Here is a 25,725-nt window from a genome sequence, read left to right as displayed (position 1 = left end):
GCGAGCGCGCCGCGAGCGCCAGCACCAGGTGCTGTCAGTCGCCTCCGACCTCGGCCGCGAGCGCGTGCGGCGGAGCGCCCGGCCCGCTCGCCGGGACGGCGACAATGAAGCTCGGATCCTCGGCGGGCCAGCGCGGCCTGATGTGCACGTCGCCGAGGCCGTCGCCGCGATCCTCGAACTCGATCGGGCTGACCCACACGTCGCGGTCGCAGCCCGACTCCTCGCACGGGACGCGCGCGAGACGGTGGTGCACGAAGTACCAGCGCTCGCCGTCGGGGCCGAGGACGGCCGAGCCGTGACCGAAGGCCTGGCCGTCGCTCGGGATCAGGAGCCGGCCGACGAGCCGCCCGGGGTCGGTGTACGCCAGCGCCTCGACGGATTTTGCGGCGACCCAGTACACGTGATAATAGGGCGAGTCCCAGTTGCTGCCGCTGAGCAGGAGATACACGTATTCGCCGCGGCGAAACAGGCTCGGGGCCTCGACGACGCCCAGGGACACCCCGTCGCGCACCATCTCCTCGCCGAGCGGGCCGCGGGTCATCGACAGCATCTGCTCACAGCCGGAGCAGCTGGCGGCGAGGCGCGCGAGCGTCTCGGCGTCGTGGGGGTTGCCGGCGTGGATCTGCGCGACGGCGAGGTCGCAGCGGACGACCGACGGATCGTTCGGGTCGAGCTCGACGAGGCTGACGTGTTGGCCGTGGTTGGCGAGCTCCCACGCGATTTTCGGCGGGCTGTTGGTGTACCAGGAATAGGCGAGCCACCAGCGGCCGGTGTGCGGATCGTGGAACACCGTGGAGTCCAGGCGCATGACGAGGGGGCACGGGATGCCCTGGCAATCGTCGGCGGCGAAGGCCAGGCTGTGCGGAAGGACAGGTCGATAAGGACATGTCTCGAAGTCGGCGCCCGCCGGCGAAGGCTCCCACGGTCGGTCGGGCGGGGCGAACGGGCTCGCGGGGCTGGCAGACCAGGCGAGGTAGACGCCGCTGTCCTCGTCATACGGCGGGCACGGCGACTGGGGCGCCGCGAAGCGCTGCGCGGTGAACGAGAGCATGAAGGAGGCCGCGCCGAGCTGGACGATCTCCGGGGCCCAGCGCGAACAGTAGTGAGCGCCGTCGAGCGCGAGCGAGCCTCCCGGCGCGTCGTCGCGGCCGAACAGGCCGTGGCCGGCTTCGGTCCAGACGATCAGGTCGGTCGAGGTGAAGCGCGGGAAGTCGCCGGCGTTGTCGACCGTGGTGGTGAGGTGATAGGTGACCCCGTGGGCGCCCTCGACCCGCAGGACCCCGGGGTCGGGGTGTCCGGTCGGCAGCACGGGGTTCTGTCCCGCGAGCCAGACGAGCTCGGGCCCCTGCACCCATTCGCCGGTACTCGCGGGATCGGCCGTCGGCGGGTCGGACGAGCCGCCGTCACAGGCGAGCACCGATGCCGCCGACACGAGCGCCCACGCCACTCGAGAATCGGGGCGCCGAACCTCGTCGCCGGGAGCGAGACCTCGCGCGCCGGGCCTGGCCGTCCATGGGGTGCGCACGCCGATCACGTGGCCGCAGCGACGGCGCTTCGCCGCCGGCTCGCCTTGAAGACTTGAACCACTGACACGCTCAGGACGCCCGCGACGGAGCAGTACAGGATGTCGCGCGCGCAGGGGCGCGAACCGAAACAGCTCGCGGAGCCCCGGCACGTACAGGACGAGCGCGAGGAAGACCAGCGCGCCGCCGGTCACCCACCAGAGCGCAGCATTTCGGCCCCTGCTCTCGCCCTCCGCCCGCGACCACGAACGATTGGTGAAGATGAGGCCGAGGTTGGCCACCATGAACGTGGTGAACGTCAACCCCTCGCGTCGGCATCCCCGCGCCCACGGCTCAACGCGAGGCCGTAGACGGCGACGACGACGACCATCACGATCGCCCCTTGAGCCAGGCTCAGGGCGATCGAGCGGCGATCGAAGAGCGGCGCCCGTGGGTCGCGCGGCGGCCGTCGCATCACGTCGGGCTCCTCCGGCTCGGCCTCGAAGACGACCGAGCAGGCGGGGTCGATCACGAGGTGAAGGAACGCGATGTGGATCGGCAGCAGCACGAGCGGCCAGCCCAGGAAGACGGGGATCAAGGTGAGGCCGACGATCGGCAGGTGCACCGCGAGGATGTACGCGAGCGCCTTGCGGAGGTTGTCGACGATGCGGCGGCCCGAGCGGACGCCGGCGACCAGCGAGGCGAAGTCGTCGTCGAGCAGCACGATCGTGGCCGCCTCGCGCGCCACGTCCGTGCCCCGCCCGCCCATGGCGACGCCGATGTCGGCGGCCTTCAGCGCCGGAGCGTCGTTCACGCCGTCCCCGGTCATGGCGACGACCTCTCCCGCCGACCGCAACGCCGCGACGATGCGCAACTTCTGCTCGGGCAGGACCCGCGCGAACACGGCGGTGTCGCGCACGCGCGCCTGCAGCTCGGCGTCCGGCATCGCCGCCACCTCGGCCCCGGTGACGACCCCGCCGGCGCCGTCGAGCCCGATCTGGGCGGCGACGGCCGCGGCCGTGGCCGGGTAGTCGCCGGTGATCATGACCACGCGGATCCCCGCGGCATGACACTCGGCGACGGCCCTCGGGACCTGCTCGCGCACCGGATCGGCGAGGCCCACGAGGCCCACGAATTCGTAGTCCATGTCGTGCGCGATCGCTGGCGGATCGGCGCGGACCTGGCCGCGCGCGACGGCCAGCACGCGCAGGCCGTCCGCGGCCAGGCGCTCGACCTGCTCGCGCAGCCGCGCCCGCGCCCGGTCGTCGAGGTGACACAGGTCGGCGACGGCCTCGGGCGCGCCCTTCGTGGCGACGACGAGCGCGGCCTCGCCTGGCGCGCGCCACACTTGCGTCACCGCGAGCAGCTCGCGCGCCAGCGGATACTCGCGCACCAGGGTAAAGTCGGGGTGAAGGTGCTCCGTCCCCGCCAAGCGCTGCTCGCCGAGCTCCTTGAACGCGCGCTCCATCGGGTCGAACGGGTCCTTGCGACTGGCCAGGATGCTGAACTCGACCGCCTCGTGGAAGGCCTCCGGCAGCGGCTCGTGCTCGAGGCGGCGCGCGTCGAAGGTCTCGCCGTTGGCCGCGATCGTGCGCACGGCCATGCGATTTTCGGTCAGCGTCCCGGTCTTGTCGACGCACAGCACGGTCGCGGCGCCGATGGCTTCGATGGCGGGGATCCGGCGCGTCAAGACGCGACGCTTGGCCAGGCGCTGCGCGCCGAGGGCGAGGAAGATGGTGACCACGACCGGGAACTCGTTCGGGAGGATCGCCATGGCGAGGGTGATGCCCGCCAGCAGGCCCTCGATCCAGCTCGAGCGAGCGACGCCGTGGACGATTACCACGAGCAACGAGAGCGCCCCTCCGATCCACGCCAGGCGACGGACGAGTCGCCGTGTCTCTCGCTGGAGCGTCGTTTGCTCGGGCTCGGACCGCTCGAGCGCCTTGCCGATGCGCCCGATCTCGGTGGCGGCGCCGATGGTGTGGACCCGGGCCACGGCCGTCCCCCCGACCACCAGCGTGCCCGCGAACACGAACGGCAGGTCCTCCCCGCCTGGCCGCGAGACCGCCGCCGCGCCGTCCCACGTCGCCTTGCGCACCGCGACGGACTCGCCCGTCAGCAGCGACTCGTCGACGGTGAGGTGGCTGCCCTCGAACACGGCCGCGTCGGCCGACACCCGGTCGCCCTCGGAGAGCACGAGGAGGTCGCCGACCACGACCTCTCGCCCCGGGATCCGGACGCGCCGTCCGTCGCGGATCACGAGCGCGCGCGGGCTCGTCATGTCGCGCAGGGCCGCGAGCGCGCGCTCCGTCTTTCGCTCCTGCACGAGCGTGATGACCATGATGAAGACGACGAACGCCAGCAGCATGATGGACTCGTGGGCGTCGCCGAGGACGAGATAGATCGCGCCGCACGCGACCAGCAGCAGCGACATCGGCTCGCGCACGATCGCCAGCGCGTCGCTCAGCAACGTCGGACGCGCGCGGCGCGACAGCTCGTTCGCGCCGTCGCGCGCCAATCGAAGCGCCGCCTCCGCCGAGGCGAGGCCGGTGGTGAGATCGAAGTTCGTCTGGAGCATCGAATGCGTCCGAGGCGACAGCTATGCTGTGCCTCGGCGCGAGAGCCATCGTATCGGCTCGCCGTCGCCGCGCTCGAGTCGTCCGCGCCGTCCGTCACCACCTGCGCGGGGTCCGCGGCCTGTCCGCTCGGCTGGCGTCGGCGCCGGCGAGCAGCGGTTTGTCCGCGGCATGCCGAGCGCATGGCCCGATCGCAGGCCGCTCGGGCGAGCCGCCTCAGGGCTGCGCGCCCTGATCGATCCACTGTTGCACGATCTCGCGCTCGGACTGGCCCAGCAGACCGCCGGGCGGCATCTTCTTGCCCTCGCCGCCGACCGATTTGTGGGTGTTGTCCATCTTGTGCCACAGATAACTCTGGCTGGCGTCGCCGGGCTCGACGAGCCGCATCGACGGGAGCTGGTCGGAGGCCACGCCGACGAGGTTGTCATAGGCGTCCTTGCTCGTCAGGTGCAGCTTGCCGGCGCCGTTCTTGTCCTGATGGCACCCGCAACTGTCGTCGAGCAGCGGCCAGACATCGACGGCGAAGCTCGGGCCTGCCTGGCCGTCGCCGGTCGTGCCGCCCGTGTCGCCGGTGTCGCCGGTGCTGCTCGCTTCGGTCGTCTCGCCCGGCGCGTCGGTGGTTCCGGTCGAGGCATCACCCGTGCTGCTCGCTTCGGTCGTCTCGCCGGACGCGCTGGTGTCGCCCGCCTCGGAGTCCTCTGATTCGGTCGCGCCCTCGGGGTCGTCTGCACCACCGGAGGACGTGTCGCCGCCGGTGCTCGTCGTGCCCGATGAGGTGGTGCCAGCCGCGTCGGTGGTCGAATCGATGGGCCCTTCCGAGTCCTCCGAATCGTCGCCGCCGCCGGACGCCGGGGCGGACGTCGACGGCGCGCCGGTGGCGCCCGTCGTGGCGCACGGGCCGCCGTGTGTGGCTTCGTCGGGGTCGCCGCACCCGATCAGGACGAAGGCGAGGACCCATGAATGGCGCGACAATGGACATCCGTTGACAAGATCCATGGCAGCATGGTGCCGACATTCTTGGCTCCATGTCAATCACGATATGCACATTATGAAGCATGATACACGATGCATTTTCACGCGCCGCGGCGCGCGCCGCCCGCGATGTGGCGAAATGCGTGTATCGCCACGAGACATGACACTCCGCGTCTTCGCGTCGGACCCCGCGGCGCCACGGGCGGCGCGCGCCATCAAATCACAGACAAAGCTCCCCGCCGAAGTCTGCGATCGCGAGCTCGGCCAGTGCACAAGACCGCCCGCCACGACTCGCAGCACTCCGGACCTCGTCGCCGCCGACCACTGAAGTCAGTGCGGACGACGACCAGGCCGACCTCGAATCCCATGCTCGGCCTGGCGGCCGCGATTCGTCCTGCCGTCTTTGCGCTGCCGGCGAGCCGGAGATCGCAGAACGACTTCCGCCCGGACGTCCCGTCAGCTCCCCGGCCGATCGCCGGTGGCTGGTGTCGGGCGCCAGCGCGAGCGCAGGACCGTGAGCTCGCCGCCCCCAGCGAAGGAGCGCTGGCATCGATCACCTCGCGCAGCCCGGCGCTGATCGCCGCCGCCAGGCCGTCGGGGCTGCGTTCCGCCAGCGGCCGCGTCAGGTCGTAGTCGTGGGCCCACAACCGCTCGTGCGTCCGCGCGTCGAACAGCTCGAGCTCGAGTCGCAGGTGGGCGGCCCACCGCGTCTCGGTGAGGTCGACCTCCTCGATCGCCAGCACGCGACCGTGCAGCTCGGCGTCGATGGACGCGTCGGGCTCCCGCTCCACCCGGGCGAACCAGCCGCTCGCCGCGTAGCCGTCGCGGAGCGCGTCGCTCACCAGCTTCCCGGGGGGACGATCCACTCGTGATAATCGTAGCGCTGGAGTCGATACTCGGACTCGCGATACATCATACGAGCATCGTCGTACGCCCCGGCCACCCGCATGTCTCGCACCAGCAGGCTCGCGCGCGCCTCCGGTTCGCACGGCCACGGCGCCGTGCCCGGCGTGGTGGGCAGATTCACCCGATAGAGATGGGTGGTCGGGACCGTCGGCGCACACGCGAGCACCACGGCGACCACGAGCGCCCAGATGTGGCCGGGCCTCATGGCAGCTTGCGATCCTTGGGCGGGGCCGAACGCAGCAGCAGGCTCGGCCGCGTCCTCAACGCTTGAATGAGCGCCCGGGCGTCCTGCGACATCCGCCGGATGTTGGCGAGGGCCACGCGCAGGTCGTCCTCGTTGGCGCTCAGGACGGTGGTCGCCCCGACGAGCAGGCGCGACAGCTCCAGCGATGCGCCGTCGACGTGCTCGAGCACCGTCGAGGCTCGAACTCCGAGGGCATCGACGCCGTGGGCCAGATCGCCGAGGTGGGCGCGCCCCTCGTGCAGCGCCCGCTGGAGCTGCTCGCCGACCGACTCGAGCCTCTTCGCGGTGCGCTCGCCATGCACGAGGAGCGCCGCCACGCGCCGCGGCTCGACGGCCTCGACGATCGCGGCGACCCTCGCCGGATCGACGGCCGCGATCACCTCCTTCGCGCTCCGGACGACCTGCGTCGCGTCGGTCACGAGGGTCGTCAGCTCTTCGCCGAGCCCGCTCGCGCGCGACTCGAGGACCTCGAGCGGCGTCTCTCCGCGAGGGATGGCGCTTCCGGGGGCCAGCCGGCCGTCGGCGAGCGTCCCCCCCGTGATGTCGATCCCGCGCTGGCCGGTGACCCCGACCCGCTGGAAGAAGGCTTTGGAGGACGCGGGGATGGCGACCGCGGGGTCGATCTTCAGATCGATCCGGACACGGCCGAAGTCGCTGCGGTCGAGCTCGATCGCCGCCACCCTGCCGATGTCCACGCCGCGCATCGTCACCGTCGATTCCAGATCGATGCCCAGGACCCCTTCGCTCGTGATGATGTGATACGCGTCGGCGCGCCGCCCCAGGCGCAGCCCGCCGACGAGCACGAGCGCCATGACCAGGACCGTGACGACGCTGACCACGAAGAGCCCGAGCTTGACGACCTGCGTGCGGATCTTGGCCATCGCCCTATTCGCCTCCTGGGGCCCGCGGGACCGGCTCCATGCGGAATAACGCCTTCACTTGCGGATCTTCGCTGCGCTCGAGGGCCGAGGCCGTGCCGGCCGCGCGGATGCCCCCGGCGGCGATGACCACCGTGCGATCGGAGAGCGTCCTCACCACCTCCATGTTGTGGGTGACGAGGACCACCGCAGAGCCCTGATCGTCGCGCAATCGCATGAGCTCCCGGCCCAGGACCGCGGCGTTGATCGGGTCGAGGCTGGCCGTCGGTTCGTCGCAGAAGATGAGCTCGGGCGCGAGGACGTTGGCGCGGGCCAGCGCGACCCGCTTGGCCTGGCCGCCCGAGATCTCCTGCGGCATGCGTTCGGGCAGCGCGTCCACCCCGAGCCGCGCGAGCTCGATGAGCGCGAGCTCGTGGATCACCTCGTCGGGCAGGTCGGTCAGCTTGCGGCCGGGAAACATGACGTTGTCGAGGACGGACATCGAGCTGAAGAGGGCGTCGTTCTGAAACAGCACCCCCACGCGTGACAGCACGCGCCCCCGCGATCGGCGGCGCATCGCGTAGAGGTCCTGCCCGAACAGGTGCACCGCCCCCGCGGCCGGCTCGAGCAGCCCCACCATCGCGCGGAGCAGCGTGGACTTGCCGCTGCCCGAGGCGCCGATGATGCAGACGATCTCGCCCGCGTCGATGCGGAGGTCGATGCCGGTCAACACCGGCGACTCCGCGTATCCGACGGCCACGTCGCGCAGCTCCACGAGTCCCGAGGCCGTCATTGTGCGAGCGTCCATAGCGTGGTCACGATGCTGTCGACGATCATGACGAAGAAGATGCTGGCGACCGCCGCCCGGGTGGCCGCGATCCCGATGCTGAGCGCCCCATACCCGCTGTGGAGCCCGGTGAACGCGCTGGCGAGCCCGATCACCCACCCGAACAGCACGGACTTGACCGTCCCGAGCCACAGGTCGGACAGCGTCATCTCTCGCAACATCGTCTCGAGCGCCGACATCCAGTGTGGGTCGAGCCACACCGTCACCAGCAAGCCGCCGAGGATGCCGCTGGTCGTGGCGATCAGCGACAAAGCCGGGGCGACGAGCGTGATCGCGAACAGGCGCGGGACCACCAAGTGGCGGACGGGCGAGATCCCCATGACGCGCAGCACGTCGTTCTCCTGGCGCATCTCCATCGTCGACAGCTCGGCGGCGATGGCCGGGGCGGTGCGGCTCGCCAGGAGGATCGCCACGATGAACGGCGCGAACCCGCGGGCCATGCCGATGCCGACGAACTCGAGCACGACCGACTCGGTCCCGTAATGATGCATCTGCACCCAGGTCTGGAAGTCCAACACCAGCCCCAGCAAGAAGCTCATCGTGGCGGCGATGGGGAGCGCGTCGGCCCCCATCAGCTCCAGCTGCTCGGCCACATCGCGCCACGAGAAGGTGCGCCGGCCCATCACCGCAGCGACGGCGCCCTGCATGGCCTCGAGGGTCATGTCGGCCAGCGTGAGCAGGCCGCGCCACGCCGCGAGCGTGGCTCTGCCGACGCGTTCGAGCGCGCCGGGCTCGCGCGGGAGCTCCGGTGGGTTGGGCTCGGGCGTGTCGGCGAGCACGCGCGCGACCTCGGGTGAAGCGCCGTGCAGCTCGACGGCGATGCCGGAGCGGCTCAGCCTGCGGGAGGCAGCGCGGAGCGCCGCCACGCCCGTGCTGTCGATGTCGTGGAGCGCGGACAGATCGATACGAAGGACGGCGGGCCGGGTCCGTGCCGGGGCGGCGAGCTCCTGCAGCAGCGAACGGGGCCGTATCGCGTCGAGGCGCACGTCCATGGCGTGCCAGTCTGACAAAGAGGGCGGCCCCGACCAGCAGCCGGCCATTCAGCGCCGGGGAAGCGCGACGGACTCCGCGTCGAGCTCACCTCGAACGAATCGAGCGTGTGGGACGCCCGCTCGTCGTGCGCCTGTTCGGCACGCTGTCCGCCCGGTTCCCACGCGGCGCCGGGGACCGCGACCGGGGGACAGGCGCGCTCCCCCGGCGAGACGCCCACCGCCCCACGAGCCGTCGAGCGTCGATGGCCAGCACGGCTCGTGCCCGGGCAGCTTCACGTCATGGCCGGCTCACAAGCAGCCCTGCGCGGCGGAGCCCGGCGCTGGCACGTCGTGACGAGCACGCAGGCGACCAGGCGGACAGCGCGACGCGGCTCCGGGGCCGCGACCGTGGTACAGACATTCGCCAGCGAAGGCCGGTCGAGCGCGTCGATCCACAGCCGAGCCAACGTGGTGAGCTCGGCAGGGTCGCACGTCGGGGCGAGCTCGAGGGCGGCGTCTGCGATGTTGGCGACCGCGTGGTCCACCAGCTCGGCGAGCTCGGTCGGCAGGAGGGCTTCGAGATCGACAGCGGCTCCGTGGGGGAGTGAAAGGACGCCATCTCCCAGGCATGCATGGGGTCCGGCGAAACGCGAACGCAGGCCCCGAGCGGCTCGTCAGCGCTCGATCTCGTGCGGTGGATCCGCCGTCCGCGCCGGCCCGCGCAAGCGTCGCTGAGGGCCCGGAGCAAGTGCTTTCCATGGGCCTTTCTTGACACTATTTTTGCGGTTCAGAGAATTCGTCACACCGCTCGCCATGGCTGCGGCGCCCTCGTCGCGTCGACCCTCGGCGGGCGAATCACGCGAGCGTCGTGGCGACGTCGATCAGGACGTCGCAACCTCGGAGGAGCGCCGCCTCGCCGCCCAGCTCCACCAGCGTGGCCGCGAACACGGCCCCGAGCGCGCTCGGAGCGGCGCCAGCACGTCCTGGGACTCGTCGAGGTGGCGGGTCAGCCAGCGCGCCCACAGCGGCGCGCGCTCGTCGGCCGGCAAGCGGCGAGAGGCCAGGCACGCCGCCGCGAGCTCCTCGGCCGCGAGCGACGAATCGACCAGGAGCTCCGCCACGACCTCGCGCAGGCGCGCCAGGGCCTGCGGCCCGTCGAAGTTCGCCGACTCGAGCAGGACGAGCAGGCTGCGCCGCCGCGCCGCGCCCCGCGTGCGGGTGTCGATCGCCCCGAGCCACGGCATCAACGAGACACCCCGCGGGAGCGCCCCGATCACGGCCGCGAGCGCCGCGGCGCGGCAGTCCTCGTCGCCGAGCATGCCGATGCGCGCCAGCAATTCGCCGGCCACGTCGGGCCGCACGATCACCTCGGAGCCGCCGAGCTCGCGCGCGAACGCCTGCACGTAGACGAGGCGCTTCGGGTCCGTGGTGAGCGCGGCGTCCACGGGACCTATCGCGCTCTCGCCCCGGGCCGCCGACAGGGCGAACATTCGGCCGAGCTCGCGGGCCCCGGCCTGGCCGTCGTCGATGCCGTGAATCATGGCGACGGCCTCCCCACAATGGCCGAGCTCGAGCAGCCGCCCGGCCAGCTCGCCCACCAGCTCGAGCCGCTCCTCGCGTGGGTCGTCCTGCCGCAAGATCCACGCGACCGCTCGACGGACCTGCCCCGGCTCGAGCACGGACGCGTGGCCGTAGAAGGTCTCCAGCGGCAGCGGCGGGTGGACCGCCTCGATCGCATCCAGCCCGCGGTCGACCACCGCGCTGCGCTCGTGCTCGCCGAGCAGCTTCGCGTAGTGCAGCAACAACGGGCCCGGCAGACGCCCGCTGCGGAGCTCCTCGGCCCGGAGCCGCTCGCCCCTGGTCGCGGTCGAGGGCCGAGACCGGGAAGCTGAGGATCTCGCTCGGCAGCGCGAACTCGGTCCCCTGCACGCGGCGGTAGAGGTAGCGCAGCTTCTCGTCGTCGGACCCGGCCAGCCGCCTGAGGGCCGTCCATCGCGCCTCGGGGTCGCGCACCTGGAACGCCTCGTAGAGGCTGCGCTCGCCGTCCGCGGGCTCGTCCTCGCGAGGCTCCTGATCGGGCGTCGCGGCGCTCGCTGCCGGCAGGTCGGCGAAGCACGGCGCCGCTCGCCGAAGCAGGCCCTGTCGCTCGGGCTCCGGCAGCCGCTCGGCCCAGGCCCGCAGCACCTCGGCGAACGCTCCCGGAGCGTAGCCCGGCCCGGCGTCGTGAGAGCCTCGCGGCTGCTCGCGCAGCGCGCGACGCAGGTGGCCGGCACCAACACCTCGCGCAGCCGTCGCAGCAGTTGCCCGACCGGCTCCTCGTCGCCGGCGGCCCCCATGGCCGCCACGGCCTCGGCCTCGGCGCGTCGCAGCAGGTCCAGGCGGAGCGGATCGCCACGGTACGCTCGCCAGAGCTCGCCGATGTCGGGCTTCATCCCACGATTTCAGCACCGGATGCCGACGAGATCAACCGGCGCCGCGGTGAGGCGTGCGCGGCCGCATTGTCATCTGCGCATTTTCGCGCATCACTGGCCGACTCGTCGTGTTCGTGCCATGGCCTGACCCCTGTCCGGTTCAGCGACCTCGCTGCCCCCCCACCGCCCGAACCGTCATTGCGCTCAGGAAGTCTCTTTCCATCGGTCGCCTGTGCGCCCCACCTGGTCTCCCCGAGACCGCGGAGGTGGATTCACCAGAGTCGCTCGGTCGAACTCCGCCCCCATTCACGACATCCGCCAGGGCCTCACCAGTGATTCGGAAATCACCTCATCGAGGCGGCGCGGTAGCGCGTCCGCGAGGGATCGGCGCCGCGTCTGTTAGGATGAGGCGGTGACGGACCTCTGGCCTTCGCTGGTCGCGCTCATCGACGCTCGCCGCCCCGACTTCCTCGCGAAGGCAGAGGGTGTCGAGAGGGCCGAGCTCGCGCGCTGGGAGGCACGGTTCGGCCTCACGCTGCCTCGTATCTACGTCGACCTGATGCGGACGATGGGCCGGAGCAGCGGGGCCTTCAACCCGCTCGGGGCCTACGAGCACAGGCTCGACCCTCTCGCGGAGCAGTGGGCGTGGCTGGCGGAGGAGGAGCCCGCCCCCTATCCACGGGACCAGTTCTTCCTCGTCGGCTTCGACCCCGACCCGAGCGCCATCTCGCCCTTCGAGCTCTTCCTCGACCTGAGCCGCGGCGACGGAGCGGACGCAGCCCTCGTCGAGATGGGGAGCAACGGCGTCTACGAGGCCGATGCTCGACACGACATTCGCCAGACCCTCGGGGAGCTGCTGGCCGAGCGGACCTTGACGTACTTCGAGCTGAGCGCCCGGCCGGTGCACGGCGGTCTCTTGATCCTCGGCGACCCGGCGAACCAGTCGTCGATCAAAAATGAGGTCGTCCGGCAACTCCGCGACCTGGGCGGGAGCCTCCTCCTCCCGACCTCGCGGGCGTCACGTGCCTCCGGCTCGCGAGCACGAGCGTCCTGGTGAGCCTCGGGGCCGGGCAGGACTGGGTGACGGTCGCCGTCGCAGGAGACGCGCGCGAGGATGTGGCCGCGCTGGTGAGCCGGCTGCACGCGAGCTGGCCCCGATCGACGCCGAGGTCGATGTCAGGCGATCGAGCGCGCCGGACGGGCCGGTGAATTCGAGCGGGACAGCGGCACGATCGCGCGTTCACTCGCCCTCGGCCAAACCCGCGACTGTCCCAGTCGCGCCTCAGCAACCGCACATGCAATACGCGCTGTCGACCCCGTTGTCGCAGGCGCCGTGGGCGACCTGGCAGACGCCCGGCAGCCCGTAGGTCGCCATGCAGTAGGCGTCGCAGGAGAAGCGATCGGGGTGGCCGACGCCGACGCCGCCCGGGCCGATCGCGTGCGAGTGACGGACGTCCTTGCCAGGATTGGTCTCGACGAGGATGTCGCCGTCCTGACACTGCTCGCCGAACACGTCATTGGTCGGGGTCCCGCAGGTCTCGCTCTCGTAGGCTTGGTGACAGCCGGGCGTCTCCGGATCGACGCCGTCGCTGTCCTTCCAGTTCTGGAAGTTGCACTGGGTGCTGGTCGAGCTCGATGCGATCGATCCACCCCGGCGGGTAGCCGGGCGGCGGTCCGTTCGCGCGCGGCCGGCGAATCGTCGTCGACGGAATCATCGCAGGCGACGGCGGTGACGAGCGCAATGACGAGGGCCCGGAGGAGGTGACGGTCGCTGGATTGATGATTCATGTCTCGGCTTTCGTGGGATCGATGGCCAGTGAATTGCACGTGGATCGGTCGCCGTACGAAACCAACGAGTGCGTGGATCGGGCCGACGGTGCCGTGATTGCGCCACGCGAGCTGCGTATTCCGCCCCTCGCCGCCGTGGGCGCCGGACCCCGAGCTCGAGGGCGGCGGCCAATCGAATGATGGTAGTCTGCCGCGAGCGCGGCGAACAATGATACGAGCGCGCGCGACCGCAGCGAGCGCGCGACCCGGGGCGCGCTCACTCGGCGGGGTCGAGCGATTGCAGGCGCAGCTGCTGCTTCTGCGCCGGCGTCTTGGTGCGGTCGTAATTGAAGGGCGTCGTCCCACGAGCCGTACATCGGGTTCGGGAGCACGAACCAGCGCGTGCCCACCAGGCGGCGTGCTCGCGGACCAGCGCGGCGCGCTCGACCAGCGTCGCGTGGTCCTTGTCGACGAAGTCGAAGAGGTTGTCGCCGAACATCAGGACCACGCGGTGCTTCTTGGCGACCTCGGCGCGGCGCGGGCTCTTCTCCTTCCAGCCGCGGTCGGGGTCGCGGAAGTAGAAGGTGTCGAGGTTGGCGACGTCGGGGAAGCCGAGCCGCGCGAGGTTGTCGCGGGTCGCCTCGGCCTGCGCGAGGTCGCGGTTCGACACGTAGAACACGCGCACGCCCTTGGCCGCGGCCGCGCTCAGGAACGCGGCGGCGCCCGGCACCCCGGTGGCCTTGCGCTCCTCGATCCACGCGTTCCAGGTGTCGGGGGCGAACTCGCCGCCGCTGGCGATGAGCCGCGCCTGATAGGCGCTGTTGTCGAGCACCGTCTCGTCGATGTCGACGATGATCGCCGGCGGCAAGCCCGAGAAGTCGCCCTGCTGCTCGACGGCGGCGGTCCAGGCGGTGTCGGCGAGCGCGCTCGAGCGCCGGGCCGGCGGCGCCGTAGGCCTGCAGCGCCGACGCCTCGTACTCGGCGCTGGTCTGCACCCACGCGACCGCGAACAACATGTCGTTCTTGGCCACGTCGGTGGCGGCCGGGGTGTGTTTGCAAGCCAGCGGCGCTGCGACCACGGCGAGGGCGACGGCGAGACGGCGAAGGGCGATCATGGGTGGCCGGAGAGTAGTGAGATTTGCCGCCGGACCTACGCCCTCGAGCGGCGGGCGAGGGCCCGCGGGCGTGAGCGGTGGCCCGAAGCGGCCCGGCGGGGACCCCGGCCGCAGCCCGCGCAGGCGCCCGCTGCCCGGCGTCCGGCGCCGTCCGTGGTATGACGCCGCGACATGGCCCTGACGGCGACGCTCTACCACCTGCAGATCAGCCTCTCGGACGTCGACCGCAACGTGTACGAGGAGCTCGACCTGCGGATCGCGCGGCACCCGTCGGAGAGCCTCCGCTTCATGCTGACGCGGACGATCGCCTACTGCCTCAGCCTCGCCGACGGCATCGCCTTCAGCAAGGACGGCATCGCCTCGACCGACGACCCGACGATCGCGGTGCGCGACCCGACCGGCGTGCTGCTCGAGTGGATCGACGTCGGCAGCCCGGCGACGGAGCGGCTGCACAAGGCGACCAAGGCGGCGCGCCAGGTGTCGCTGTTCACGTCGACGCCGCTGACGCAGCTGCGGCGCGACGCGGCCAACCGGGCCATCCACAAGGCGGAGACGATCGCGGTGTGGCGGCTCGAGCCGGCGTTCCTCGACGCGCTCGAGGCGAAGATCGATCGCAAGGGCAAGCTCGAGCTGACGCGCAACGACGGCCAGCTCTACGTGACCATCGGCGGCGAGACGCTGACGGGAGCGATCGTCCGCGAGTCGCTGCTCGACGCGTGAGCCGAGGAACAGCGGCGCTCCGGCCCCCGCCGGCGCGCACGCTCAGGAGCACCGCCCCAGCGCGGCAGGGCGGCCTCGGAGCTACCTCCACGCACCGTGACAGGGCCGCGAGCCTGGTCTCGGCCGCGCGCCGCTCGTGCGGCTCACACCTGGGCCTGGCCGCCGTCGACGAACAGCTCGACGCCGGTGATGTAGCTGGCGTCGTCGGACGCGAGGAACGACACGGCCTTGGCGATCTCGTCGGGAGTGCCGACGCGGCCGAGCGGGGTGACGCTGGCCGCCTGCGCGGCGAACTGCTCGATCTGCGCCTCGTCCAAGCCGAGCTCGGAGCGGTAGGCGGGCGTGACCACGGTGCCGGGGGCGACCACGTTGACGCGGATGCCGCGGCCTTTGAGGTCGACGGCCCAGGTGCGGACGAACGAGCGCAGGGCCGCCTTGGTCGCCGCGTACACGCCGAACGCGGCGACGCCCTTGATCGAGACCATCGAGCCGTTGACGACGATCGCGGCGCCGGCGGACATCAGCGGCAGGGCCTTCTGCACGGTGAACAGGGTGCCCTTGACGTTGATGCCGAAGTACTTGTCGAACACGGCCTCGGTGACCGCGCCGAGCGGCTCGAAGGCGCCGCCGCCGGCGTTGGCGAACAGGATGTCGAGGCGGCCGTGCCCGCGGCCGATGTCGGCGAACACGCGGTCGAGGTCGGCGAGCACGCTGATGTCGCCGCGGAGCCCGGTGGCCTTGCGGCCAAGCTGGCGGACGGCGGCGTCGAGCTCCGACTGGCGGCGGCCGGTGATGTAGACGTGCTCGGCGCCCTCGTCGACGAGGCGCTGGGCCGTGGCGAGACCGAGACCGGTGCTGCCCCCGGTGATCAGGGCGACCTTGCCGGCGTGTTTGGTGGTGTGAATGTTGCGGGTCGACATGGCCGCCAACCTACGGCGCGCCCGCCCGCCGATAAGCGGGCGACCCGTGGCTTCTTTGTTCACCGTGGGGAATAATCGGGGCGGAGGCGCGCTGGCCGATGGACCAACTTCTCGCCATCAAAGTGTTCGCGCGGGTCGTCGAGGCGGGCACCTTCACGAAGGCGGCGGACTCGTTGCAGATGCCGAAGGCGACGGTGACGAAGCTGATCCAGAGCCTCGAGGCCCACCTGCAGGTCAAGCTGCTGCTGCGCGACCCGACGCGTGACGGTGACGCCGGACGGTGCGGCCTACTACGAGCGCACGAGCCGGCTGATGTCCGAGCTGTCCGAGCTCGACGCGACGCTGCGTGGGGCCCAGGCGAGCCCGCGCGGGCGGCTGCGGATCGACACGGGCGGCGCGATCGCCAGCGGGATCTTGCTGCCCGCGCTGCCGGAATTCCGCGCGCGCTACCCGGACCTGCACATCGACCTCGGGGTCACCGACCGCATCGTCGATCTGATCGGCGAGAACGTCGACTGTGCCCTGCGCGGCGCGGCGGAGGACTCGACGCTGATCTCGCGCAAGGTCGGGTCGGCCGGGTGGACGACTTGCGCGTCGCCCGGGTACCTGCGGCGCCGCGGAAAGGTCCAGCATCCGCGCGACCTCGAGGCCAAGCACGCGATCGTCGGCTACGCGTGGCCGCGGACCAGCCGCACGCAGCCGCTGGAGTTCTCGCGCGGCGAAGAGACCGTGACGATCGATCGCCGCCCGGAGGTCACCGTCAACGAGAACAACGCGCACGTGGCCGCGGCGCTGGCGGGGCTCGGGGTGGTTCAAACGCTGGACTTCGTGGTCCGACCGCACATCGCCCGCCGGGCGCTGGTGCAGGTGCTCCCCGACTGGTCGCGCACGCCGCAGCCGATATACGTCGTGTATCCGCCGAGCAAGCACCTGAGCACGAAGCTGCGGGTGTTCGTCGAATGGGTCTCGGCGCTGATGGCGAAGGTGCGCTGAGGCATGAGCCTCGCGGCGTGTACCGCCGGACTGTCTTCTGCTCAGCGTGCCGAGGTGCTGTCGCTCGCGACCCGGCGGCTGAGCGCCTCCGAGCGGGCGGAGTTCGAGGCCAAGCGCGCGGGGCTGATCGTCGCACGCGTCCGCGGCGAGGAGGATTTTCGCCGGGCTCGCCGCAGCGGCGCCCGGGCGCTGCTGTTGTACGTCGGCTGCTTCGCCGCGATCGCCGCGTTCAACGTCCACAGCGGGCACCTCTCCACCGCGGCGATCGCCGGCGGCGCCGCAGCAGGGTTCCTCGGGCTCGCGGCGTGGCTCCGGTTCGCGTCCACGTCCACCTCGGCCCTCGACGCGCCAGCGGTCGCGCGCCTCGACGAGGTCCTCGCCCACGACGAGGTCGTGGTGCTCGAGCTCCGCAGCGACACCGCGGTCACGGTGCACGCCGTCGACGACGACGACGCGCCGAGGATCGTCGGTGACCTGCTGTCGACCGCGGCAGGTCAGGTGGTCTATCTCAGCCGCGCGATGTGCCCGGACGTCGACGCCGAGCGGCTACCGAACGCGCACGTCCGGATCACCTATTTCTCGAAGCTCGGGCTCCGTCGCGTCAAGCTGCTCGGCGAGCGCGTCACGCCGCTCGCGATCCTCGAGGACGCGACCAACGAGGGGCTCTGGCGCGACGAGGACGCGATCGTCTGGACGCCGGGCGAGGATGACTGCGAGCTGCTCGACCTCGACAAGGCCAGGCTGTTCCCGATCGCCACCACCGCGCGCCTCGAAGAGATCGCAGCCACACTCGTCAACCGCACCGCGCGCTAGTCAGGACAGCGCGGGCGAGGTCGATGTCACGGATGGCGGTACGGCAGCGAGTCGGCTCGGACCTCGCAGCGTCGCGCGAGCTCGAGTGCGAGGAACTCCTCCCGCGAGGGCGACCGCGGATCAGCGGAGCGTGACGCTCGCCGTGGTCATCATCCCGCTCCTGCCCAGCTTGCGGCTCGTCTCCGAGATAGAGGTCCTCGCCCGCCCGCCGTGACTCGACGACCACCGCGAGCTCCTCGATCGTGCGCAGCCTGTACGGGGCTCCCATGCCGCGGTAACGGACGGCGTAGATGGTGTCGCCGGCCCTGAAACCGGTCTCGAAGTGCGTGGCGGCCGATGCCGGCGGGCCCACCCGCGTCACGACGGGCACGCCCGAGCTGTCGTCGAACGCGAGCCCGAGGCGCTTCCACAGCAGTTCGGCCGCGGCCTCGTACGCCGGCGCGACCCGGTAGCCGCCGCGCTTCTTCGCCTCCACGGCTCGGGTGAAGGCGGCGCTCGCCTTCTCCTCGGAGGCGAGCTCGTAGATCTTCTCTTCGCGGTCCGGCATCACGCGCCGCCCGTACTGCGCCTTCCAGGTCGCGCCGTCCTGCGAGGCGATCCACACCTTGTCGCTCGTGCCCTTCTTGAGCCAGAGGACCGCTCGCTTCGGCGCGGGCTTGCTCGGCGCCGTCTTGGCCTTCGCGGCTTTCTTTTTCGCGGCCTCCTTCTTCGCCGGCGGGGCCGGCTTCGCGAGCACCGTGTCGCCCGCGAACATCGGCAGCTCGGCGTCGACGTGCGCGATCCACTTCGGGTCGGTCACCTCGATCCGCAGCGTGAAGGTCGGCCAGGGGGCGGAGAGAGCCGCGAGCGCCGCGGTCGGCGTGAGGGCGTCGAGCGCCGCCGCGGTGAGCTTCTTCTTCGGCTTCGTCGCGCCCTCGAGGGTGAACGACGCCACGTAGGCCCTGGCGACCGCGGGGTACAGATCCTCGTCGGTGCCGAGGCTCTGCTCGCGGAGGTCCCGCGTCAGCGCGTCGCCGAGCGGTGCCTTCGTCTTGAAGCCTTGCTTGAAGAAGTCGAACTCCAGCGGCGCGGCGAGCAGCGCGAGCACGTCGCTCTCGCTGGCGAACGGCACCTTGCGGCCGTCGGGCGGCAGGCGGCAGACGAGCTCGAGCGTGCGACCCGCTTCTTCACGAGCGCCGCGCTGATGCGCACGCGCTCGAGGACCTCCGCGTACGACGCCTTCGTCCCCCGCCGCCCGGGCTTCGGGCGCAGCCGGCCGATCGCCTCGACCCTCGACCAGCCCCAACCTTGCAACGACAGCAGCGCGAACTTGTCGGCCGAGTCCTTCAGGAGCCCGAGCGCGCCTTCCTGCGGCCTGCCGGAGACCATCGCCCGCACGGCCTTGCCGTGCCACGCCTGGACCCGCTTGGCAGCGATCTTCCCCGACAACTCGTCGACGACCTCGTACGCGCTGAGGGAGTAGGCCGGCACCTGGACGAACGGGGGAGCGGCTTCAACAATCGGACGTCCCCGAAGGCTTCGCGCGGGACCCAGAGGAAGCCGTCGTCGAGGGCGGCGCCGTCGACCCCGGGCGGCTCGGCGGCGCCCTTCGTCGCCAGGATCGGCGGGTGCCTGTCGTACTTGTCGATGCGCTGGAAGGCGGCGGTATCGAAGCTCTCGCCTGGCTTCACGTGATCGATCCAGGCCGGGTCGGACACGGTGACCGTGAGCCGCCCGCGCTTGGCCGAATTCCCGGTGCACTTCAGCGCGACCGATGGAATGAAGCCGCTGGCGTACTTCTTCAACCACGTCTTGTCGGTCTTGTCGGCCGTGGCCACCTCGCGCGCCAGGAGCGAGTCCTTCGCCGCCTCGCGCAGGAGCATCAGCGCGAAGCTGCGGTCCTCGGGGATCGTCGAGATGTCGGGGTGGATCACCTTGACGTCGAAGACCGCGGTCGCCGCCTTCTTCGAGACCACCTTCACGCGATACAGATCGGAGCCCATGGTAGCGCCACGATAGAAGGCCGGCCCCGGCGCCGTCAAACCGGGTCGCGCGACAGCCTCCGCTGTCGGGTACGTCAGGCGACGTCGAACGAGTAGTTCAGCCCGTAGCGGCTGTCCCACGCCGAGCAGCCGGTTTGGTCGGTGTTGCGGAACCACATCTCGGCCCTGGTGGCGTTCGCCGGGATCGTGAACTCCGCAGGCCCCGTCGAGACGGCGGCGGACTGGACCTGCTCATCCGGGTGAAAGCGGACGTATGCGGCGATGCTCCACGCAGCTTGGCCGTAGCGCTCGGACCGGCAGCAAGTGAGCCGACCGACGTCGTACTCGATGCGCAGCGTATCGCCGGGACGCAGGGCGCCATCCTGCTCGTGCCGCCATTCCGGCAAGAATCTCACTGTAGTCATTGGCGTGTCTCTCCGTCGGAGACGTTACTCGCGGGGCGAGCACGCTGTCAACGCAGAACCCCGGTGCGACGGCGATGAATCGATCGCCGCTTCGAGAGCGTGGGTGACTTCCATTGGGGGTTGCTTCGCTATCGGGCAGCTCGCGGCGGGACCGGCCATTGCGAGGCGCGAGGTGAAGCGCCGGGAGCGTCGGGATTCGCTCCGCAAGAATTCGGACTCGTTTCGCGCTCTGCAGGGGCCATTTTCGGTCCGGGCCGGATCAGCCCGCCGCGTCGTGCATGGCAGGGGCCCGGGAGCGGAGCGGCCACCGGTTCACGCACGAGTCCGTGGCGCCTCAGCATGGCTTCGAGGCCGCCGACCTGGGGGCTCTGCTGCCCCTGCCGCCGACGCCGTCGACGTCGACGCTCGTCCCCCGTCGAGCGAGCGCGAAGATGCGCCTGCGAAGGCGCGAAAAAGCCCGAAGTTTTTTGGATCGCAGCGGGAGGGTCCTGGCTCTTCACCCTTGCGCCTCGCAATGGCCGGTCGTCCTCCGGCGAAACCTGAACCGAAGGCGGACCCATCCGCCCCGAGGCTCGACGAGAAGCTTTATGACCCTCCAGAAAAAGCCTTCGCCTGGCAGCAACCGGTCCCATGTCGCGCTAAAGCTCGATCGACGCGGCTTCCTCACGGTGGGCGCCACGCTCGGCGCGGGCCTTCTGCTGCCCGAGCTCACAGGTTGCAGTCCGGGGGATGACGGCAATCCTCCACCGGTTTCGAATGGAGAGCTCTTCACGCCCGCCAGTGTCCGCTCCGGGACGGCGTCCTCGACATCGAGATGACCATCACCGAGACCGAAGTGACGGTGGGCCAGTACACGTTCATGACCCGCGCGTACACGGGCCTCAAGGTCAATCAAGGAGAGTCGAGCCTCGGCGATGCGGCGTATACGGGGATCGTCCCGGGGCCGAGCATCGAGCTCCGCCCGGGCGATCGGCTCAAGCTGAAGCTCATCAACGGCCTTCCGGACGACGACAGCGCCGTGGACCCTCAGGACTGCGGCATGGGCACCGGCGGCGGCGGTGGGCACGGCGGCGGGCACGGGGCGGGCACTCACAACAATTCGACCAACCTCCACACGCACGGCCTGCACGTCGACCCCGGGCCGCCCGGGGATGACGTCTTCTTGGTGATCGGTCCCGGTGAGAGCTACGACTTCGTCTTCGACATCCCGCGAGACATCGAGATGCCGGACGGGACGAAGGCCAATCACCCGGCCGGGACCTACTGGTACCACCCGCACATGCACGGATCGACGGCGATCCAGGTCGCGGGCGGCATGGTCGGGGCGCTCATCATTCGCGACGAGGAGAAGGACGACCTCGACAGGCTGTTCTCTCCCGACCCCGGGCCGGGGCAGGGCAAGGAGCAGCTCCTCGTCGTCGGCGAGTACATGATCCAGACCATGGATTCGTGCGACGGCAAGACCCGCCTCGCCACGTATGGTGAGATGGGCCATTCCGGTCCCCTGCCCCCCGGCGTCGACGATTTCTTCCACGTCAACGGCCAGCTGAATCCGGTCCTTCGCATGCGCCCGAGCGAGGTGCAGCGCCTTCGTGTGCTCCACACGGGCTTTCGCGCTCCGCTGGACATCGCCTTCCTCCGCGTGCCGGACGATCGGCTGGACGCGACGACGTCGTTGCCGAAGCCCGACTACGACCCGTTCGGCTATTCGTGCGCCTCCTCGAACGGCCCGCCCATGCTCGACCGGGACGCGCTGCGGGCGAAGTCGGCCGCGTACTATCAAGTCGCGACCGACGGGATCACGTACGGCGCCCCCCTGAAGATGCCGCTCGCCGACGCCGTGTCCGAGGTCGAGTACGTCGTCCCGCCGGGGGGCCGCGTGGACCTGCTCGTGCAATTCCCGGCGGGCACCTACCAGATGGTGGCGCTCGGCTACCTCGACTTCGTCTGCTGGGCGCCGCAAGTCCTCGCCACCGTGATCGTCTCGGGAGATCCGGACACGCGCCTTCAGATCCCCCAAGTGCTCACGCCGCCCGCGCTCTACCCGTCGTTCGACGACACGGCGAAGCCGGGCAACGAGGTCACGAACACCCGCCAGGTCGAATTCGAGGTGACCCAGGACGCTTCCGGCGCGCACTTCCTCATCGACGGCAGAACGTTCTGCATGAGTCGTGTCGACCAGTGCATCCTCCTCGGCGCCGTGGAGGAATGGACCCTCGTCAACAAGTTCACCGACACCGCGGGAGCGTCGGTTCACCCCTTCCACATCCACGTCAACTCGTTCCTGGTGACGTCGATCAACGGGAAGACCCCGGCCCGGCCGATCTGGCGCGACACCTGCCTCATTCCCACCAGCGGCACGAACGCCGACGGCACCCTCAAGTTCCTGTCGCGCTTCCTGCATTACCAGGGACAGTACGTGCTGCACTGCCACATCCTCGAGCACGAGGATGAAGGCATGATGCAGATCGTCGAGGTGCAGCAGACGGCATGCCCGGCGCCGCCGGTGGACGACTCTTGCGAGGCCGATTGAGCCTGCCGCCTCGCCCGAGTCGATGGGGTCGCCGACACACGTGAGCAGGCGTGCAATCGCACTCTACGCTGTCCGCTCGGGCGCCCATTGGGCGCCCATTGGGCGCCCACCAGCCCGCGATGACGTCAGCACACCACGGCCTCGGTCGATTTCCCCGACCAATCCGTCATTTATGAATACGCGACGCTCGAGCGAAATACGGCAGAAACGGCCGCGCGTCCGTCACGGTCGCGGGGGCCCACGCCCGGAGCACGATGATGTCTTTTCTCTCTTCGAAGACGAGCCGAATGTGAACGCGGTTTTCCGCGATGACGGCAAGCTCCGGATCCCCGCAGGGCGTCAGCGACGGCGGCACCGCCATCGCACTCGAAGGTGAGGGAGGCGAGGTTGCCGAGATCGATCACGAGAGGCCGGACCCGAGGTCGACCCGCGGGCACGAGCGTGATCGGTACGACGCTCGGTGTGGCCTGCGCGCGGATGGATGCCAGGGGAATCGATCAGGACCTACGATGAGCATGCACGACGAGAGCCGGGACATTCGCGGGGTCGAGCCGAGGTCGGAGCTGAATGTCGCGGCGCAGCACGACGCTGAAGGCGTGCTCCTCTGGGCCGCCGTGGCCGAACCGATGCGCCCGATCGGGCTCACCTCGGACGAGCTGCGTCGGCTGGCGGCGTGGAACGACACCGCCGTGGCTTATCCGCCGGCGCAGTGCGTCCACCAGCGGTTCGAGGAGCAGGCCGCCCGCACGCCGCACGCCGTGGCGCTGGTGTTCGGCGTCCGGCAGCTGACGTACCGCGAGCTCGACGAGCGCGCGAATCAGCTGGCCCATCACCTCCGCGAGCTGGGCGTCGGCCCGGAGGTGCGGGTCGCCCTGTGCGTCGAGCGCTCGCTCGAGATGCTCGTCGGGCTGCTGGCGATCCTCAAGGCGGGCGGCGCCTACGTGCCGCTCGACCCGGGCTATCCGCAGGACCGGCTGGCCTTCATGTTGGCCGACGCGCGGCCCGCCGTGCTGCTCACGCAGGCGCGCCTGCGTGACAGCCTGCCGCCGCACTCGGTCGAGACCGTGCACCTCGACGCGGACGCGCCCGCGTGGCAGCACCTGCCGCGCACGTCCCCTGCCGTCGACGTCGGCCCGGATCACGCGATCTACGTCATCTACACCTCGGGCTCCACGGGCCGGCCCAAGGGCGTCCTCAACACCCATCGCGGCCTCGACAATCGTCTGCGCTGGATGCAGCGCGCCTACGGCCTCACCGCCAGCGACGCCATCTTGCAGAAGACGCCGCTGTCGTTCGACGTGTCCGGCTGGGAGCTGTGGTGGCCGCTGTTGGAAGGCGCCCGCATGGTGATCGCCGCCCCCGAGGGGCACAAGGATCCGCGCTACCTCGCGGCCCTCATCGCCACCGCCGGCGTCACCGTGATCCACTTCGTCCCGTCGATGCTCGGCGTCTTCCTGGCGGCGACCGAGCCCCGCGAGCGCGCTTCGCTGCGCCTCGTCTTCGCCAGCGGCGAGGCGCTCCCCGGGCACCTGCGGGACGCCTGGTACGCGGGCAATCGCGGCGAGCTCCACAACCTCTACGGCCCCACCGAAGCCGCCATCGACGTCACCAGCCACGCCTGCCGGCCCGAGGAGACGGGGCCGGTGCCGATCGGTCGGCCCATCGACAACACCCGCACCTACGTCCTCGACGCCGCATTTCGCCCGGTCCCCGTCGGCGTCGAGGGCGAGCTGTATCTGTCGGGCGTCCAGCTCGCCCGCGGCTACCTCGACCGCCCCGGCTTGACCGCCGAGCGATTCGTGCCGGATCCGTTCTCGGAGCCGGGCGCCCGCATGTATCGCACCGGCGACCTCGCCCGCTTTCGCGACGACGGCGCCATCGAGTTCCTCGGCCGCATCGATCATCAGGTCAAGATCCGCGGCTTCCGCATCGAGCTCGGCGAGATCGAGGCCGCCCTCGCCGCGCACCCTTCCGTGCGCGATTGCGTCGTCGTCGCTCGTGAAGACGCGACCGGCGACAAGCGCCTGGTGGCCTACGTGGTCGGCGACGTCGCGGTGAGCGAGCTGCGAGGATCGCTCGCCGCCAGCCTGCCGGACTACATGGTCCCGTCGGCGTTCGTCTTCCTCGACGCCCTGCCGCTCAGCCCCAACGGCAAGGTCGATCGCAAGGCCCTGCCCGCCCCCGAGACCACTCGCGCGGCAGACACCTACGTGGCGCCGCGCACCGACCTCGAGCGCGCCCTCGTGGCCATCTGGGAGGAGCTGCTCGCGGCCCGGCCCATCGGCGTCAACGACGATTTCTTCCTGCTGGGGGGTCACTCGCTCCTCGCCTTTCGCGTCGTGTCCGCCATCCAGGCGCGATTCGGGGGCGCGCCGAGCCTGGCCGCGCTGTTTCGCAACCCGACGATCGAGGCGCTGGCGATCCTCCTGGACTCGCGGGCGGAGCGACCGGCGCCGCGGCTCGGCCTGTCGCCGCGAGCGGACGACGAGGCGCCGTTCGCGGGCCTGTCGGGCACGGAGCGGCGCATGTGGTTCCTCGAAAAGCTGTCGCCGCAGGCGAGGTCGTACCAGATCCCGCACGTGTTCGAGGTGGCGTCCGCGCTGTGTGCTCCGGCGCTGCGGGAGAGCGTGCGCGCGCTGGCGTTGCGCCACGCGATCCTGCGCACGACCTATCCGGAGGTGGACGGCACGCCGCGGCGAGAGGTGTCCGAGGACGTGCGCGTCCCGATCCGCGTGGAGGACGTCTCGTCGCTGCCCGAGGCGGAGCGCGATGCGGCGTTGCGGGCGCTGCTCGCCGCCGAGGTGGAGGCCCGCTTCGATCTGGAGCGTGGGCCCCTGACCCGTGTCCTGGCCGTGACGACAGCCGCGGACAGGCACGTCGTCGTCGTGCATCAGCATCACATCATCACCGACGAGTGGTCCTGGGGGCTGCTGCTGGCGGAGCTCTCGTCGCTGTACGAAGCGTCGCGCCGCGGGGAGACGGCCGCGCTGCCTGCCCTCGCCTATCAATACTCGGACTATGCGCGGGCCGAGCGGTCGGCCCTCGCGGGCGACGGGCTCGCGGCGGCGCGGGCCTACTGGAAGAGGCCCTCGCCGACGTACCGCGGCTCGACCTCTCGATCGTCGCTCCCGCTGCGGGAGCGGTCTCGGGGCCCGAAGGTCAGGCCTCGCTCCGCCTGTCGCCGGAGGTGAG

The 25,725-nt window shown here is 70.8% G+C and carries 21 protein-coding genes and 2 pseudogenes; 6 read left to right on the top strand and 17 right to left on the bottom strand.

Annotated elements, in window-relative coordinates:
• Positions 1 to 34 precede the first annotated feature (34 nt).
• From OV079_RS50850 to OV079_RS50805, 10 genes are all read right to left on the bottom strand, one after another.
• Positions 35 to 1,825, bottom strand: a complete 1,791-nt coding sequence (locus tag OV079_RS50850; protein WP_267777792.1) for a glycoside hydrolase family 43 protein — start codon at positions 1,823 to 1,825, stop codon at positions 35 to 37.
• Positions 1,822 to 4,080 (bottom strand): cation-translocating P-type ATPase, encoded by a 2,259-nt coding sequence (locus tag OV079_RS50845; RefSeq protein ID WP_267777790.1) that lies wholly within the window; start codon positions 4,078 to 4,080, stop codon positions 1,822 to 1,824. Before OV079_RS50845 ends, OV079_RS50850 begins: the two co-directional genes overlap by 4 nt.
• Before the next feature lie 214 nt (positions 4,081 to 4,294).
• Entirely contained in the window at positions 4,295 to 5,050 is a 756-nt protein-coding gene (locus tag OV079_RS50840; RefSeq protein WP_267777789.1) for a hypothetical protein, read from the bottom strand.
• A 215-nt stretch (positions 5,051 to 5,265) separates the two neighbouring features.
• Positions 5,266 to 5,916 (bottom strand): hypothetical protein, encoded by a 651-nt coding sequence (locus tag OV079_RS50835; protein WP_267777788.1) that lies wholly within the window; start codon positions 5,914 to 5,916, stop codon positions 5,266 to 5,268.
• On the bottom strand, positions 5,889 to 6,161 hold the full coding sequence (locus tag OV079_RS50830) for a hypothetical protein (RefSeq protein ID WP_267777786.1): 273 nt from the start codon (positions 6,159 to 6,161) through the stop codon (positions 5,889 to 5,891). The genes OV079_RS50835 and OV079_RS50830 overlap by 28 nt, the downstream gene beginning before the upstream one ends.
• A complete protein-coding gene (locus OV079_RS50825) occupies positions 6,158 to 7,081 on the bottom strand; it encodes an MlaD family protein (RefSeq protein ID WP_267777785.1) in 924 nt (307 codons plus the stop codon). Before OV079_RS50825 ends, OV079_RS50830 begins: the two co-directional genes overlap by 4 nt.
• 4 nt (positions 7,082 to 7,085) lie before the next feature.
• On the bottom strand, positions 7,086 to 7,850 hold the full coding sequence (locus OV079_RS50820; RefSeq protein ID WP_267777783.1) for an ABC transporter ATP-binding protein: 765 nt from the start codon (positions 7,848 to 7,850) through the stop codon (positions 7,086 to 7,088).
• Positions 7,847 to 8,896, bottom strand: coding sequence for an ABC transporter permease (locus tag OV079_RS50815; protein ID WP_267777782.1), 1,050 nt, complete (start codon positions 8,894 to 8,896; stop codon positions 7,847 to 7,849). The genes OV079_RS50820 and OV079_RS50815 overlap by 4 nt, the downstream gene beginning before the upstream one ends.
• 272 nt (positions 8,897 to 9,168) lie before the next feature.
• Positions 9,169 to 9,420 (bottom strand): hypothetical protein, encoded by a 252-nt coding sequence (locus OV079_RS50810; RefSeq protein WP_267777781.1) that lies wholly within the window; start codon positions 9,418 to 9,420, stop codon positions 9,169 to 9,171.
• Between the two features lie 336 nt (positions 9,421 to 9,756).
• Positions 9,757 to 10,677 carry a hypothetical protein gene (locus OV079_RS50805; protein ID WP_267777780.1) on the bottom strand — a complete coding sequence of 307 codons (921 nt, stop codon included), beginning with the start codon at positions 10,675 to 10,677 and terminating at the stop codon, positions 9,757 to 9,759.
• A gap of 1,021 nt (positions 10,678 to 11,698) precedes the next feature.
• Here OV079_RS50805 and OV079_RS50800 point away from each other — a divergent pair.
• A complete protein-coding gene (locus OV079_RS50800) occupies positions 11,699 to 12,343 on the top strand; it encodes an SMI1/KNR4 family protein (protein ID WP_267777778.1) in 645 nt (214 codons plus the stop codon).
• Positions 12,344 to 12,568: 225 nt separating this feature from the next.
• On the opposite strand, the gene OV079_RS50795 is transcribed toward OV079_RS50800, so the two are convergent.
• Positions 12,569 to 12,799: a hypothetical protein gene (locus OV079_RS50795; protein ID WP_267777777.1), complete on the bottom strand. Its 231-nt coding sequence runs from the start codon at positions 12,797 to 12,799 to the stop codon at positions 12,569 to 12,571.
• 531 nt (positions 12,800 to 13,330) lie between these two features.
• Positions 13,331 to 13,942: pseudogene (locus OV079_RS50790) on the bottom strand (5'-nucleotidase, lipoprotein e(P4) family); the annotation flags it as partial.
• A gap of 397 nt (positions 13,943 to 14,339) precedes the next feature.
• Between OV079_RS50790 and OV079_RS50785 the strand changes: the two are divergent.
• Positions 14,340 to 14,888, top strand: a complete 549-nt coding sequence (locus OV079_RS50785) for a YaeQ family protein (protein WP_267777776.1) — start codon at positions 14,340 to 14,342, stop codon at positions 14,886 to 14,888.
• A 143-nt stretch (positions 14,889 to 15,031) separates the two neighbouring features.
• Here the strand turns inward: OV079_RS50785 and OV079_RS50780 are convergent, their stop codons facing one another.
• Positions 15,032 to 15,808 carry an SDR family oxidoreductase gene (locus OV079_RS50780; protein ID WP_267777775.1) on the bottom strand — a complete coding sequence of 259 codons (777 nt, stop codon included), beginning with the start codon at positions 15,806 to 15,808 and terminating at the stop codon, positions 15,032 to 15,034.
• 98 nt (positions 15,809 to 15,906) lie between these two features.
• Between OV079_RS50780 and OV079_RS50775 the strand changes: the two are divergent.
• Positions 15,907 to 16,801 (top strand): annotated as a pseudogene (locus tag OV079_RS50775) (LysR family transcriptional regulator).
• Positions 16,802 to 16,855: 54 nt separating this feature from the next.
• Positions 16,856 to 17,614, top strand: coding sequence for a hypothetical protein (locus tag OV079_RS50770; RefSeq protein ID WP_267777771.1), 759 nt, complete (start codon positions 16,856 to 16,858; stop codon positions 17,612 to 17,614).
• Here the strand turns inward: OV079_RS50770 and OV079_RS50765 are convergent.
• The 3 genes from OV079_RS50765 to OV079_RS50755 all read right to left on the bottom strand — a co-directional run bounded on the left by OV079_RS50765 (position 17,595) and on the right by OV079_RS50755 (position 20,000).
• Entirely contained in the window at positions 17,595 to 18,725 is a 1,131-nt protein-coding gene (locus tag OV079_RS50765; RefSeq protein WP_267777769.1) for a hypothetical protein, read from the bottom strand. The genes OV079_RS50770 and OV079_RS50765 overlap by 20 nt on opposite strands.
• Positions 18,726 to 18,939: 214 nt before the next feature.
• On the bottom strand, positions 18,940 to 19,596 hold the full coding sequence (locus tag OV079_RS50760; RefSeq protein WP_267777767.1) for a hypothetical protein: 657 nt from the start codon (positions 19,594 to 19,596) through the stop codon (positions 18,940 to 18,942).
• A gap of 74 nt (positions 19,597 to 19,670) precedes the next feature.
• A complete protein-coding gene (locus OV079_RS50755) occupies positions 19,671 to 20,000 on the bottom strand; it encodes a DUF6209 family protein (RefSeq protein WP_267777766.1) in 330 nt (109 codons plus the stop codon).
• A gap of 814 nt (positions 20,001 to 20,814) precedes the next feature.
• Between OV079_RS50755 and OV079_RS50750 the strand changes: the two genes are divergently transcribed.
• Entirely contained in the window at positions 20,815 to 22,533 is a 1,719-nt protein-coding gene (locus OV079_RS50750; RefSeq protein WP_267777764.1) for a multicopper oxidase family protein, read from the top strand.
• Positions 22,534 to 22,699: 166 nt separating this feature from the next.
• Here the strand turns inward: OV079_RS50750 and OV079_RS50745 are convergent, their stop codons facing one another.
• Positions 22,700 to 22,894, bottom strand: coding sequence for a hypothetical protein (locus OV079_RS50745; RefSeq protein ID WP_267777763.1), 195 nt, complete (start codon positions 22,892 to 22,894; stop codon positions 22,700 to 22,702).
• Positions 22,895 to 23,129: 235 nt separating this feature from the next.
• On the opposite strand from OV079_RS50745, the gene OV079_RS50740 reads away from it, so the two are divergent.
• Positions 23,130 to 25,724, top strand: coding sequence for an amino acid adenylation domain-containing protein (locus tag OV079_RS50740; protein WP_267777761.1), 2,595 nt, complete (start codon positions 23,130 to 23,132; stop codon positions 25,722 to 25,724).
• The last annotated feature ends 1 nt before the right edge of the window (position 25,725 follow it).

The organism is Nannocystis pusilla (genome assembly GCF_026626665.1).
GTDB classification, from domain to species: Bacteria; Myxococcota_A; Polyangia; order Nannocystales; family Nannocystaceae; genus Nannocystis; species Nannocystis pusilla.
This window is presented reverse-complemented; position numbering and strand designations above follow the sequence as displayed.

What these genes read in the sequence shown, in the direction of transcription:
- OV079_RS50745 (WP_267777763.1), bottom strand. Translation starts at nt 22,894, where the DNA reads ATGGCGGTGCCGCCGTCGCTGACGCCCTGCGGGGATCCGGAGCTTGCC.
- OV079_RS50820 (WP_267777783.1), bottom strand. Translation starts at nt 7,850, where the DNA reads ATGACGGCCTCGGGACTCGTGGAGCTGCGCGACGTGGCCGTCGGATAC.
- OV079_RS50755 (WP_267777766.1), bottom strand. Translation starts at nt 20,000, where the DNA reads ATGACTACAGTGAGATTCTTGCCGGAATGGCGGCACGAGCAGGATGGC.
- OV079_RS50780 (WP_267777775.1), bottom strand. Translation starts at nt 15,808, where the DNA reads ATGTCGACCCGCAACATTCACACCACCAAACACGCCGGCAAGGTCGCC.
- OV079_RS50825 (WP_267777785.1), bottom strand. Translation starts at nt 7,081, where the DNA reads ATGGCCAAGATCCGCACGCAGGTCGTCAAGCTCGGGCTCTTCGTGGTC.
- OV079_RS50750 (WP_267777764.1), top strand. Translation starts at nt 20,815, where the DNA reads ATGACCATCACCGAGACCGAAGTGACGGTGGGCCAGTACACGTTCATG.
- OV079_RS50785 (WP_267777776.1), top strand. Translation starts at nt 14,340, where the DNA reads ATGGCCCTGACGGCGACGCTCTACCACCTGCAGATCAGCCTCTCGGAC.
- OV079_RS50845 (WP_267777790.1), bottom strand. Translation starts at nt 4,080, where the DNA reads ATGCTCCAGACGAACTTCGATCTCACCACCGGCCTCGCCTCGGCGGAG.
- OV079_RS50815 (WP_267777782.1), bottom strand. Translation starts at nt 8,896, where the DNA reads ATGGACGTGCGCCTCGACGCGATACGGCCCCGTTCGCTGCTGCAGGAG.
- OV079_RS50760 (WP_267777767.1), bottom strand. Translation starts at nt 19,596, where the DNA reads ATGGGCTCCGATCTGTATCGCGTGAAGGTGGTCTCGAAGAAGGCGGCG.
- OV079_RS50830 (WP_267777786.1), bottom strand. Translation starts at nt 6,161, where the DNA reads ATGAGGCCCGGCCACATCTGGGCGCTCGTGGTCGCCGTGGTGCTCGCG.